The organism is Nocardia sp. NPDC058114 (assembly GCF_042884695.1).
Classification (GTDB): Bacteria; Actinomycetota; Actinomycetes; order Mycobacteriales; family Mycobacteriaceae; genus Nocardia.
The window spans coordinates 1,706,166-1,718,655 of record NZ_JBHVTK010000001.1; the positions used below are offsets into that span (position 1 = coordinate 1,706,166).

The window sequence follows — 12,490 nt, forward strand, 5'->3', positions numbered from 1 at the left end:
GTGGGCTTCGCGATGAATCCGGAGCAGCAGAATCTGCAGTTACCGGCAAGGTCTGGGTAACGACCTGCGAGAAGGCGATATCCAAGCGCCTTCGGCCCTACGCGGACCGCGGCAGCCGGTCGTCCGGGACCAAATAGGTGATGCCGAGATCGCGCAGGACGATGCCGGGCTCGCTCGCGTGAACCGGACCGAGCGCCTTCACCAGATCCACCGACGTCAGATGATCGGCCGGGTGAACGCCGTCGGTGGGATGGAAATCGACTGTGGCCGTGGCAGTTCCAGCTGCGGTTGTAGTGACCAGGCGATAGCGCAACGCAACGGTACCGGTGTCTCGGGTGCGGATCGAACGGTAAGTGATCCGGTCGCCCAGGGTGTAGACGGCACCGGCCTGCTCGGGAGTGTCGGAGCGTGAGCCGGTGAAGGCGGCGTCGTCCAGTACGCGCAGACCGGAGAAGTAGTAGCCGGGCAACATCTCCTCCGGCACCGTGTTCCACGGATACACGCCGTCGTCGGGTAGCTCGAGCTCCTCGATCAGTTCGATCCTGGTGATCTCCCGCGTCGCGGCGGCGAGCGAGCGGGTGAGCCGCGCCGCGACCGCCGACTGGAAGCCGCCGGTGGCGTGCAGGCTGGACGATCCGTTGCGGCAGGCGTCCCGCACCTCGTCCAGGGGGAGGGCTTCGAGGGGCAGCGCGGTCACCACGTCACGGCCCGCGCCGAGCTGGGCGACAACCGCATCGACATCGGCAGTCAGGTGGACGACCACCGCGGCCGAGGAAGGGGGCGCGACAGCGATATCGGGGTGCGCGGCGATCCGGTCGGCGAGCGGCCCGGCGCCGAGCACCGCGACCAGCAGCGGGGAGGTCATACTGTCTCCAGACGGTATCGAGGGCTCAGGTCGGGCGTCGCGACACCGGCCGGCGCCGCACACAGTTCCGGGATGACGTCGAGCATCGCCTTGACCGAGATGTCGGTGACCGCGGACCAATCGCCCTCGTAGGACTCGTCGTCGAGTTCGTTGCGCATCTCGATCCGGGCGGGGCTGCCGTCCAGCGTGATCACATGCCCGCCGGCCAGGCTGCGCGGATGATCCGGCCCGAGGTGGGCGTTGCCCGGGCCGACGTGCCAGCATTCGGCGTTGGTCATGAACAACCGGTCGCCGAGGTAGCCGCGGTAGCTCATGTGGATGGCGCCGACCGTGCCCGGCTCGATCACACTGCCGCCGGCCTGCACCCGGGTCCGCGCCGGCACGGGATAGACGTGCCGTTCCACCCGCACCTCCTCGGCGCGGGCGCCGAACAGCGTGTGCGCGACGGTGGCGAGCACCGCGTCGAAGTAGAAGTGCTGCATGAGCGCGATGGCGTGGTCGGAGTCGACCGCGCTGAGCGGCATCCCGAAACCGAGGCTGGCCAGACCGCCCCACATGCCGTCCGGCGCGGCCGAAAGATCACCGACCTCCAGGAATTTCACCTCGCGCACCTCGTCGAGCAGCCCGGCCAGACGCAGCAGCAGTTGCTCCACCATGAGTCCGGGGTGCAGGCCAGTGCCGTGCAGCGATACCCCGCCCCGCAGGCAGGCAGCCTGAAGTCGCTCGCCTGTCGCTCGGCGTGGGATCGCCCGGTCCACCACCGGTGCGGCCAGACGCTCCATGACCGGACCGGCGAACCGAAGCGGGCCCGAATCTGCCACGCGCATGAGCGTTTTCAGCGCCGACAGCGCCTTGGGCAACTGCGGCCCGAAGGCGCCTCCGGTCACCCGCATCTGCGCGACAGTGCGCAATACCTCCAGCGGCGAACGCGATTCGGACAGCCAGGTGGACATGGCCGGATTGTGATAGGACGCCGCGGACACCACGTTCTTGCCGGACTCGAGCAGGTCGAGCACATCGGCATCGGCGCCCTGCACCAGAGACGGTGTCGTCGGCGTGTGCACGACGCAATCCGCTTTCAGTGCAAGGATTTCCGCCTTGGACGTAGTCGCCGTGATGCCCACCGGCGCCAGCCCGACCAGTTCGCCGATGTCCTTGCCGTGCTTGTGCGGGCTGAACACCTTGACTCCCACGACCTCGAAATCGGGGGATGCCAGCGCTGTGCGCAGCGCCCGCCCGCCCATATCGCCGGGGCCCCACACGATCAGCCGATACGGACGTGTCACAACCGCCTCCTTGCCGTTGGCGGTATTTCTAACACGCCAAGTCGTGAGATATATAGGCTTTGAGTCTCTTATTGTCTCGTTGCGCGATCTGCCGTAGCTTCACCTTCGAGTCAAAACGCTGAGTTCGTTCACGATGGCGGCAGCGCCAGAGGTGTCACTGTGCAGAATCAACCACCCGCAGCCGAGCTGCTGGAGTCCCTGGCCGAACTACTGGAGAACACATTGCTGCCGGCCTTGCCACCCGCGCTGCAGCACCGTGCGCGGGTGGGGGCGAATCTGGCCAGGATCGTGCGGCGCGAGATCGATCTCGCGCCGGCGGCGACGCGGCACGAACACGAACTACTCGCCGCGGCCGACGACGAGCGCGCCCTGTGGCAGGCGCTTGTCGAGGTGGTGCGCGCCGACCTGGCGATCGCCAAACCCGGTTACGACAGCTGGGAGGGGCAGTGACCACCGATCTCGTCGCAGGTCTGGCCGAGTTCCTGACCTGGACCTGGGCCGCGCCTACGCGAGTAGACGAGCTGGAGTACCTTTCGGCCGGTGCGCGCCGACGCAATGTCGGCTTCACCGCGCACGTCGAGGGGGAGCGGGCCCGCAAGCTGGTCGCCACGCTCGTGCCTGCCGCCGTGCAGATCATGTCGGTCGAGGATGAGGCGGCGGTGCGTGAGCTGGCGCGCACGCACGGAGTGGCGGTGCCCGCGGTGGTGGCGGTCTGCGCGGATCCGGCCGTGGTGGGCGAGCCGTTCGTTGTCAGCGAGCACGTGGCCGGGGAGACCGTCCCGCGCAGGGTATTACGCCTCATCGCGGCCGCGGGCACCGCCGAGACGGTGGCCCGCGAGTGGGGCGAGGCGATGGGCAGGCTGCACGCCATCGATCCGGCCGTCGCTCCGCGCACCGTGCCCGCCGCGGGCGCCGATCCGGCCGCGGCCCTATTCGCCGCGGCCGAGGCGGACGTGCGTGTGCTGCTCGGCGACCGGCCGGTGTTCGAGCTGGCGCTGCGCTGGCTGGAACAGCGGCTCCCTGGCCCGCCGCCGCGCACCGCGCTGCTGCATACCGACCTGCGCAACGGCAATATCGTCGTCGCCGCCGACGGTTTGCGGGCCGTGCTGGATTGGGAGGGCGCTCAGCGTTTCGGCGACCCGATGCGTGACGTCGCCTGGCCCGCGCTGCGGATGTGGCGCTTCGGTGCGGACGAACGAGAGTTCGGCGGTTTCGCCGACCGCGCGAGCTTCCTGCGCGGCTACCAGGCCGCGGGCGGTGACTTCGACCTCGACAGATTCCGCTGGTGGAAGGTGATGGGCACGCTGGCCTGGGGCGTCGGCCTGGCCGCCCAGGCCGCCGCGCATGTCGACGGCAGCGTGCGCGACATCGTCATGGCCGCCAGCGGACGTCGTGTTTCGGAAATCGAGTGGGACCTGCTCATGCAGATTCGTCCCGAGGCGAAAGGTTAGGAGAGACAGTGGATTTCGAACTGCCCGAAGATCTGGCCGGATATCTGACCGAGCTGGATGCCTTCATCGAAGCCGAGATCGTCCCGCTCGAGCAGCAGGCCGACAACATTCGTTTCTTCGACCACCGCCGTGAGGACGCCCGCACCGACTGGGACCGTGGCGGCCTGCCGACCGCGGAGTGGGAGCGACTACTGGCCGAAGCGCGTCGTCGTGCCGATGCCGCGGGTCACTACCGCTATGCCTTCCCACGCGAGTTCGGCGGGCGCGACGGCACCAATCTCGGGATGGCCGTGATTCGTGAGCACCTGGCCGGACGGGGGCTCGGTCTGCATTGCGACCTGCAGAACGAGCACGCCATCGTCGCCAACAATGTGGGTCTGCTGCTGATGCTCGAGTACGGCACCCCGGCCCAGCAGGCCCAGTGGGTGGACGGGCTGGCCGCGGGCACCAAGTTCTTCGCCTTCGGCATCACCGAGCCCGATCACGGTTCCGACGCCACCCACATGGCGACCACCGCTGTCCGGGCGGGCGAGGACTGGATCATCAACGGCGCCAAGACCTGGAACACCGGAGTCCACATCGCCGACGCCGATCTGATCTTCGCCCGCACCGCGGGGCGACCCGGCGACGGACACGGCATCACCGCGTTCCTGGTGCCGACCGACGCGCCCGGCTTCCGGATCGAGGAGTACCTCTGGACCTTCAACATGCCCACCGACCACGCGCGCATCTCGCTGACCGAGGTGCGGGTCCCGAGTTCGGCGATCTTCGGGCAGGAGGGTCTCGGGCTCGGCGTCGTCCAGCATTTCTTCAACGAGAACCGGATCCGCCAAGCGGCCTCCAGTCTCGGTGCGGCGCAGTACTGCATCGACCAGTCCGTCGCCTACGCCAAGGAGCGCAAGCCTTTCGGCAAGCCGCTGGCAGTCAACCAGGCCGTCCAATTCCCGCTGGTGGAATTGCACACACAGTGCGAGATGCTGCGCGCGCTCGTTCACAAGACCGCCTGGTCCATGGACACCTACGGCACTTTCGCTGCCTCCGAACAGGTTTCGATGTGCAACTACTGGGCCAACCGGCTGTGCTGTGAAGCCGCCGACCGGGCCATGCAAGTGCACGGTGGTCTCGGCTACTCGCGGCACAAGCCCTTCGAGCACATCTATCGGCACCATCGGCGCTACCGCATCACCGAGGGGGCGGAGGAGATTCAGATGCGGCGGGTGGCCGGGTACCTGTTCGGGTTCATGGACCGAACCGCGGTCAAGGGGGTGTGAGTCAGCCTCCTCTATCGCCGCCTGGGTCGAGGCGAACTACACCGTGGTCAGCGTCGGCGGCACCACGGTCTACGGCCTCACCCAGTCGGTCGATTCGTGAGTTCGCCCCGGTGCGCGGGTGTTTCACGCACCGAGGATCGACCCGGCCGGTTCCATTCGAATTGGTATGGATAGCCATACCTGGTGGTATGGTCGCCCCGTTCGGGTGGGCAACGGTGCCGCCCGGAAAGGGTTCGACCATGGAACATCCGATCGACCGCCGCCGGTTGCTACGCGCAGCGGGGGCGGGTCTGCTCGGCGCGGCGCTGCTCGAAATACCGGTCTCGGCCTTCCCGCCCGGCGTACGAAGTCCACTGTTGTTTCATTCCCCGCAGGTCGAACCGTTCGTCGACGAGCTACCCCGGCTGCCCGTGTTGCGGGGCACCCGGCTCGATCTCATCGCCTCGACCACCACCCATCGCTTCCACCGTGACCTGCCGGAATCGGCGGCACTCGGCTACAACGGCCTGAGCTATCTGGGCCCGACGATCGAGCATCCGGTGGGCACAGCACTGCGGCTGCGGTTCGAGAATCGCCTGACCACCCACCCGCTCGCCGACGACGTCGACACCAGCCTGCACGGCGTCGCAGCGAGTTTCCGCACCGCCGCACCGTCATCGCTGCACCTGCACGGCGGTGTGACACCGCCCGACAGCGACGGGCACCCGGAGCAACTCGTCTATCCCGGCGGCGGCATCGACCACGAATTCCCGCTGGCCCAGGACGCAGGACACCTCTGGTATCACGACCACGCCATGGGTATCACCCGACTCAACGTCTACGCCGGGCTGGCCGGAATGCTGCTGCTGCGCGACGAATTCGACACCGGCGAACCCGGCAATCCGCTCGGCCTGCCCGCAGGCGAGTTCGAGATTCCCCTCGTCCTGCAGGAGAAACTGTTCACCGCCGCTGGGCAACAGTCGGTCCGTTCGACTCCGATCGTGCCGGCAGGCGGATGGGAGGGCGGTGCGGTGGGCGACATCGGTCTGGTCAACGGCAAGATCTGGCCGTACCTGCCGGTCGCCCGTGGTCTGTACCGGTTCCGGGTGCTCAACGCGGCGTCGTTCAGTGTGTGGAATCTGTTCTTCGGCAACCGGATGCGGTTCTGGGTGATCGGCGGCGATCACGGGCTGCTCGACGCCGCGGTCGCCGTCCGCGAGTTGCGGTTGTCACCGGGCGAACGGGTGGACGTGCTCGTCGACTTCGCCGAGTTGGCGCCGGGCGAGACCGTGGAGCTGTGCAACGACGAAGCACCGGTATCCCAAGCCGCGATCCTCGGCGAGGTCGCGATGCCGAGGTTCTGCCAGTTCCGGGTGCAGGATCGGCCCGGTTGGTCCGGCGGCGTGCCGCAACGGTTGCGCGGCGGGGCATTTCAGCCGCCGATGGTGCCGCCGATCGAGACACCGACGGTGATTCGCGATGTCACCGTGAGTCAGCCCTACGAACTGCGGGTGCCGCCGGCGATCATGTCGCTCAACAACCTCACCTTCACCAGTCCCGAGATCGAAATGCCACGGCAGGGCACCGTCGAGCAGTGGAACATCATCAACATCACGCCCGATCCGCACCCGATCCACTTGCACCTGGTCACTTTTCGCATTCTCGGCCGGACGCCGCTGCGGACTCTCGACTATCAGAGCGCGCATCCGCAGCCACCGATCGGGACCAGGTGGGCGCCGTTGGCCGATGGCTTCCTAGCCGGTCCGATGCAGCCGCCGCAGCCGTGGGAAGCGGGCCGCAAAGACATCGTTCGCGTCGATGGCGGCACCGTCACCAGCATCATCGTCCGGTTCCCGACCGCGGCCGAATTGGGCTTCGATCCGGACGCGACGTTCCCGCGCCGGGTTCCGACCGAGCTCGCCGGGGGCCACGATCACGGCGACCACCGGCACTCCGACCATGCGACCAGTGCGCTGCAGGGCTATGTCTGGCACTGCCACCTGCTCGACCACGAAGACCACGACATGATGCTGCGATACCGCATTGTGCCGTAGCGGGTGGAGATCGGCGCATGAACGGGGTCGCGACGCGGTGACCTGCGCTCGGTGGCTCCGAGTCACCGGCACATGATGGCGCACCGCGCGTTACCGTAGGTCGCGATGGCGTACGCGGCCATCGCGGGCCCGGATGGCTGTGTGACTCCGAAAACCACTGAGTCATAAGCGATGCCGAGACCGAACCCCGCGCTGCCGATTCCGCACTCGCGGCGACCGCGGTGCTGCCGGCGGCGGGTGTGGTGCTGTGGCGAAAGGAAGGGTCGCGGTTCCCGCCAAGGGGGGCCGGCCCTGTGACCTGCGGCTTGCCAAGTATCCGGTTGATCGCCAGGTACCGTTGCGCGGTGAACCCAGCTGATGTGCGACTCCTGAAAGACGGCGATCTCGAGACCCGCGAGGACAATCTGCGGCTCCTGCTCGTGCGGGCTGAGGACGGCGATGCATCCGCCGAGGAGACGCTGCGCGCGCTCGTTCGCGACTATCCCGACTACCATCGGTCGCTCTACAGCAGGGCGCTGAACCGGGCGGAGGTCTTCGGCGACGACACCCTGCGCGAACCCCTGCTCGCGTCCCTCGCCGACACCCGTTACAACTGCCAGGCATGGGCCGCGATGGGCTGCGCGGCCCTCGGCATCCGCGATGCGGTTCCCGGCTTGGTCGCGATGCTGGACCACCCACAGGACATCGCCCGAGACCAGGCGGTGATCGCCCTCGGCGTCCTCGGCGACGAAGCGGTGGTCCCGGCCCTCGCGCCCCTGCTGCAGGACTCGATCAGCGGAATGCGCGAACGCACCGCCGAAGCGCTCGGCATGATCGGTGGTGACGCGGCACTGGCAGCGCTCTGGGACGAATTCGAGAACCGCCGCTATTACCGCATCGGCTACATCGCCAGTGCGTTGTCGGAGTTCGCTCCCGGCATCATCCCGAGGCTGATCGAGGCGGCCTCGGGCGACGATCCCGACAAGCGGTACTGGGCGGCCGTCGCCCTCGGTTCGACCGGCGACGATCGCGCCGTGCCGACACTGGAACGATTGATGGCCAACGATCGCGGCTCCACCGTCTTCGACGGCATGGTGAGCGTCGCCGCGAAGAAGGGCCTGCGCACGCTACGCAGAATCCAAGCCGCGATCGCCGCGCGCGAATCCTGAGCGTTCAGCTCGAGAAACGTTGTCGGTGGCGGGCGATAGTTTCGTCCGGTGTCAGTGAATATCGATGTCGCCCTGACTGTTCGGGGGCTCGCGAACGAACGCGAGTGGGTGGGAATGACCGACTTGCTCGTCGAAGTGTTCAAGGACGAGCGGCTGGAAGACGAGGTGTTCGTCTGGATGGGGGAGACCGAGGACGGTCTGTTCGTCCGCGCGGACTCGGACTACCCGGTGATCTTCAGCGGATTCTTCCGCTGGAGTGAGGCTTTCGAAGATCGCCTCACTCGTCGGGTGACGGCGCTCGTCCCGCAGGCCCGCGTGGCTTTCGACTGGGGGTATCCGGATGAAGAATGACAACACCGGCCACGAATGGCCCGACGTACTGCCGGAAACAGCGCCGGCGATACACAGAAATCTGGACGTGACGGTCGGCGGGCGCACCCTGACCACACTCACCCGCACCCAGCTGAGCTATTGGATCAGCAAACTGCAATACAGTCGCGGCGGCCCGTTTATGACGGTATCCCGTCCTGACCACCCTGAATTCATCCAGACCTACCGTCACAGCGACACCGACTTCTACCTCGAGATCCGCTCACCCGATTCCCTCGACGAACTGGCATCGACAACGTTGCGCGATGGTGAATCGGCCGCCGAGCTGATCTGGGAGTGGTTGGAACGCAAGGGAACCCGCCTGGGCGTAGGTGGATCCGACAACTCATAGGATCTTCGACGGCCTCGGTCCGTGAAACTCGTGAACCGGCGACTCGCGGTGCTGGTGGCCGAAACCACGACAGGCTCTCGTACGGTGGTGGCATGGGCGCACGGATGGTGGTTGTCGGGGCGGATGCGACGGGGATGGCGGCGGCGTCGCAGGCGCGGAGATTGCGCGATGCCGGTGAGCTCGAGATCGTGGTGTTCGAGAAGGGGCACCATTCCTCGTATTCGGCGTGCGGGATTCCGTACTGGGTGGCCGGTGACGTTGCCCATGCCGATCATCTGATCGCGCGCTCGGTGGCCGAACATCGCGCTCGTGACATCGACCTGCGGATGCGGACCGAGGCTCTCGAGATCGATCCGGTGGGGCGACGGGTCCTGTCTCGCGATCTCGACACCGGCGCACAAGCGTGGACGGGTTACGACCAGCTCGTGTTGGCCACGGGGGCGACACCGATCCGTCCGCCACTGCCCGGGATCGACGCCGAGGGGGTCTACGGAGTGCAGACCCTCGACGACGGGCAGGCGCTGATCGAAGGCCTGGAGTCTGCCGGCGGGCGTAGAGCCGTTGTGGTGGGTGCGGGCTACATCGGTGTCGAGATGGCTGAGGCGTTGGTGCGTCGGGGGTTCGAGGTCACCATGGTCACTCGGGGCGCTGAACCCATGTCCACGTTGGATCCGGATATGGGTGCGCGCGTGCGAGAAGCCATGGAGGGGATGGGAATACGGGTCGTTCGCGGTACCGAGGTAACCGGAATGCGGACCTCGGAGGAGGGCAGGGTCCGCGCCGTGACGACCGCCGACACCGAGTACCCGGCCGATGTGGTCGTGCTCGGGATCGGCGTGCAACCGGCGACCGAGCTGGCGCGTCGGGCCGGGCTTCCGCTGGGGGAGAGCGGTGGTCTGCTCACCGATCTCGCTCAGCGCGTGCGCGGATACGACGACATCTGGGCCGGCGGTGACTGCGTGGAGGTGCTGGACCTGGTGTCGGGCTCGCTGCGCCACATTCCGCTCGGCACCCACGCGAACAAGCACGGGCAGGTGATCGGATCAGGGGTCGGCGGCGGATACGCCACCTTCCCCGGCGTGGTCGGTACCGCCATGAGCAAAGTCTGCGACCTCGAGGTGGCGCGGACCGGCCTGGGAGAGGACGACGCTAGGCGGGCGGGGTTGCAGTTCCACTCCGTCACCATCGAATCCACCGGTCGCGCAGGGTATTTCCCCGGCGCGGAACCCATGACGGTGAAGATGCTCGCCGAACGTCGCACCGGGCGGCTGCTCGGCGTGCAGATCGTCGGCTACACCGGCGCCGCCAAGCGAATCGACATCGCGGCAGTGGCGCTCACCGCCAGGATGACGGTGGAACAGGTGACCGCGCTCGACCTCGGCTACGCCCCACCGTTCTCCCCGGTATGGGACCCCGTCCTCGTCGCGGCTCGGGCGGCTGTGCGTGCGGTGGCGACGGGTCACTGACGCGGAGGAGTCACCAGAAGTCGGGGGCGAGACCCCACGACGCGCATTCTGCCGTCAGCAGCTCACGCAGGGCGGTGCGGCTGGGAAAGCGGTCAGGGTCGGCGCCGGTGACAGCCAAGGTGACCGTGTGGCCGTCGGTGGAGAAGGAGAGATTCACACCTACCTCCACTCGGCGGAACATGGCGGTGTCGTTGGTGCAGACGACAGGCCGCATGAGGACGGCGGAGGCGTGATGACCTGCGAAATCGGCTACGCCACTAGCAGTTTCGCCGAGGTTTGTGCACAGGCATTCTGGGGCCTTGGCGGTGCGCGCGAAACGACGGAGGACGAAACGGGGCAGGATCATCTGCAACGGCTGGAGGTGTTGCAGAGCGGGCGTGGTCGCCGGGTCGCGATAGGCGGTAGCCGCGCGCTTCACAGCCGAGCGAACGGCGGCGAGGTCGATGCGTTCGCCGGTGCGGTAGGTGACCGAGATCGGCAGGCCGGTGGTGGCATTGGCCCGGGGGTCGTCGGGGATGCGCATCGAATGGGGGATGTCGACGCGGATGCCGGCGGTGTCACCGACGCGCCCGCTGCGCCCGAGGAGACCGGCGCCCAGGGCGATCAGGAGCCCGTTCGTGGTGCCGGAATGCCGTGTGGCGGCGGCGTTCCACTCCGCGAGATCGACCTGGACCACCAGATCCGCCGGTGACCACTGGGCCGGCAGGGGCAGCTCGGGCAGCGCGGGGCGAGGGTTGCGGTCCGGCTCGATGACGCCACGGGTGGCGATCGCCGCGCGAATCCCGTGTGCGACCGCACGTAGCTGGCGGCCCGCGTCGATGATATTCGCACCCAGGGTGTTCCGCGGCTGCGTCCCGACAAGCAGGCCCGAACCGGTGGTCACGTCCGGGCTCTCATCGAGCCGCGCCAGTGCGTCGCCCACGGCGAACAGCACCGCGCCGCCGTCGGATGCCACATGCGAGGTGACCAGCGACACCAGCGTCCCACCCGCCGTGGTCGGCGCCGCGGACAGTCGCCACACCCGACCGGTCTCGGGATCGAAGTCGACCCGGCTCTGCGCGAAGTACCAATCGAGGATCTCCTCGTCGATGACGGGCACCGAATCCCAGACCAGCGGAAGCGATTCCGTCGCGGGCAGCCAGTAGGGACGGGCGAACGGCACCCGGGTCGGTTGCACGCGCCGGGCCAGGAAACCCTGGGTCAATCGGGTGTGGAATCGGGCGAGTAGTGCGGGGTCGAGGGGCTCGTCGAACCGCCACGCGAGCTGATTGACCAGGGCGTTGCCGTAGAGGCTGTGCAGCTTGAGGAACAGGTCGTCGTCGGCGGTGAGCCGGTTGACGCCGACCCGGGAGATGACGGGCGGGGTCGACATGGTGAGTGTCATCAGAACTCCTCAGCGAGCACGCAGGGTGCGGACGGTCAGGGGTGCGAAGACGGCGGCGATCACGAGCGAGGCCACCACCGACCACAGGGCGTCGGTGCCGATGACGCCGTTCTCGGCGAGCCCGCGCACCGCGGACACCAGATAGGACACCGGGTTGTAATCGGAGACATAGCGCAGCCAGGTCGGCATCGCCGACTCGGGCACCAGGGCATTGGACGCGAAGCTCAGGAAGGTGAGCACCAGCATCGACATGCCTTGGACCGCGGCGGGTCTCGATACGGTGACGCCGATGAACGCGAACAACCAGCTGATCGCGGTGGTGGCCAGGACGACGAGCACCGCACCGGCGGCGAACCCGACCGGATGATCGGGCCGATACCCCATTGCGACCCCCACGATCACCACCGTGGTCGCGGCGATGACATACCGGGTCGCCCCGGCCAGCAGCGCTCCGGCGACCGGTGCGGATCGGGCGATCGGCATGGCGACGAACCGATCGAAGACCCCGGACCGAATGTCTTCGGACAACTGCACGCCGGTCGCGACCGACGACGTCAGCACGATCTGCACCAGCACGCCGGGAATCAGAATCGGTAGGTAGGCCTGCATGCTGCCCGCGATGGCAGTGCCGAAGATGCTGCCGAACAGCAACGGCCCCACAATGGGCAGCAGCAGCGCGTCGTAGAGCAACTGCGGGCTGTGCCGGAAGGTGAGCAGACCGCGCCACGCCATCATCAGCGACTGGAACAGCGAGGCGCGCAGGCTGACATGGGTGATCCGGGGACGGCGGTCGATCGTCGGTGCTGCGGTGAGCTCGACGGTGCTCTCGGCGATGGTGGCAGTCATGGTGGCCTCGGTCTTTCGG

General features: G+C 67.6%; 12 protein-coding genes. 8 read left to right on the plus strand and 4 right to left on the minus strand.

Annotation, left to right across the window (positions count from 1 at the left end; translation table 11 throughout):
* Positions 1 to 97: 97 nt before the first annotated feature.
* Positions 98 to 865, minus strand: coding sequence for a hypothetical protein (locus ACFVVI_RS07910; RefSeq protein WP_387444202.1), 768 nt, complete (start codon positions 863 to 865; stop codon positions 98 to 100).
* Positions 862 to 2,151, minus strand: a complete 1,290-nt coding sequence (locus tag ACFVVI_RS07915) for a hypothetical protein (protein WP_387444205.1) — start codon at positions 2,149 to 2,151, stop codon at positions 862 to 864. The genes ACFVVI_RS07910 and ACFVVI_RS07915 overlap by 4 nt, the downstream gene beginning before the upstream one ends.
* Before the next feature lie 159 nt (positions 2,152 to 2,310).
* On the opposite strand from ACFVVI_RS07915, the gene ACFVVI_RS07920 reads away from it, so the two are divergent.
* The 8 genes from ACFVVI_RS07920 to ACFVVI_RS07955 all read left to right on the plus strand — a co-directional run bounded on the left by ACFVVI_RS07920 (position 2,311) and on the right by ACFVVI_RS07955 (position 10,241).
* Positions 2,311 to 2,601 carry a DUF6285 domain-containing protein gene (locus ACFVVI_RS07920; RefSeq protein WP_387444207.1) on the plus strand — a complete coding sequence of 97 codons (291 nt, stop codon included), beginning with the start codon at positions 2,311 to 2,313 and terminating at the stop codon, positions 2,599 to 2,601.
* Complete coding sequence (locus ACFVVI_RS07925) at positions 2,598 to 3,602, plus strand: phosphotransferase family protein (RefSeq protein WP_387444209.1); 1,005 nt, start codon at positions 2,598 to 2,600, stop codon at positions 3,600 to 3,602. Before ACFVVI_RS07920 ends, ACFVVI_RS07925 begins: the two co-directional genes overlap by 4 nt.
* An 8-nt stretch (positions 3,603 to 3,610) precedes the next feature.
* Positions 3,611 to 4,873, plus strand: coding sequence for an acyl-CoA dehydrogenase family protein (locus ACFVVI_RS07930; RefSeq protein ID WP_387444212.1), 1,263 nt, complete (start codon positions 3,611 to 3,613; stop codon positions 4,871 to 4,873).
* A 239-nt stretch (positions 4,874 to 5,112) separates the two neighbouring features.
* On the plus strand, positions 5,113 to 6,906 hold the full coding sequence (locus ACFVVI_RS07935; protein ID WP_387444213.1) for a multicopper oxidase family protein: 1,794 nt from the start codon (positions 5,113 to 5,115) through the stop codon (positions 6,904 to 6,906).
* Positions 6,907 to 7,250: 344 nt separating this feature from the next.
* The gene (locus ACFVVI_RS07940; protein ID WP_387444215.1) at positions 7,251 to 8,054 is read left to right on the plus strand and encodes a HEAT repeat domain-containing protein; all 804 of its coding nucleotides are present in this window, start codon (positions 7,251 to 7,253) and stop codon (positions 8,052 to 8,054) included.
* 48 nt (positions 8,055 to 8,102) lie between these two features.
* Positions 8,103 to 8,405: a hypothetical protein gene (locus ACFVVI_RS07945; RefSeq protein ID WP_378659886.1), complete on the plus strand. Its 303-nt coding sequence runs from the start codon at positions 8,103 to 8,105 to the stop codon at positions 8,403 to 8,405.
* Entirely contained in the window at positions 8,395 to 8,775 is a 381-nt protein-coding gene (locus tag ACFVVI_RS07950) for a hypothetical protein (RefSeq protein ID WP_387444218.1), read from the plus strand. The genes ACFVVI_RS07945 and ACFVVI_RS07950 overlap by 11 nt, the downstream gene beginning before the upstream one ends.
* Before the next feature lie 92 nt (positions 8,776 to 8,867).
* Entirely contained in the window at positions 8,868 to 10,241 is a 1,374-nt protein-coding gene (locus tag ACFVVI_RS07955) for an FAD-dependent oxidoreductase (RefSeq protein WP_387444220.1), read from the plus strand.
* A 10-nt stretch (positions 10,242 to 10,251) separates the two neighbouring features.
* Here the strand turns inward: ACFVVI_RS07955 and ACFVVI_RS07960 are convergent, their stop codons facing one another.
* Together ACFVVI_RS07960 and ACFVVI_RS07965 are read right to left on the minus strand one after the other, a co-directional pair.
* A complete protein-coding gene (locus ACFVVI_RS07960) occupies positions 10,252 to 11,625 on the minus strand; it encodes a hypothetical protein (RefSeq protein WP_387444223.1) in 1,374 nt (457 codons plus the stop codon).
* Between the two features lie 9 nt (positions 11,626 to 11,634).
* On the minus strand, positions 11,635 to 12,471 hold the full coding sequence (locus ACFVVI_RS07965; protein ID WP_387444225.1) for an ABC transporter permease: 837 nt from the start codon (positions 12,469 to 12,471) through the stop codon (positions 11,635 to 11,637).
* Between the last annotated feature and the right edge of the window lie 19 nt (positions 12,472 to 12,490).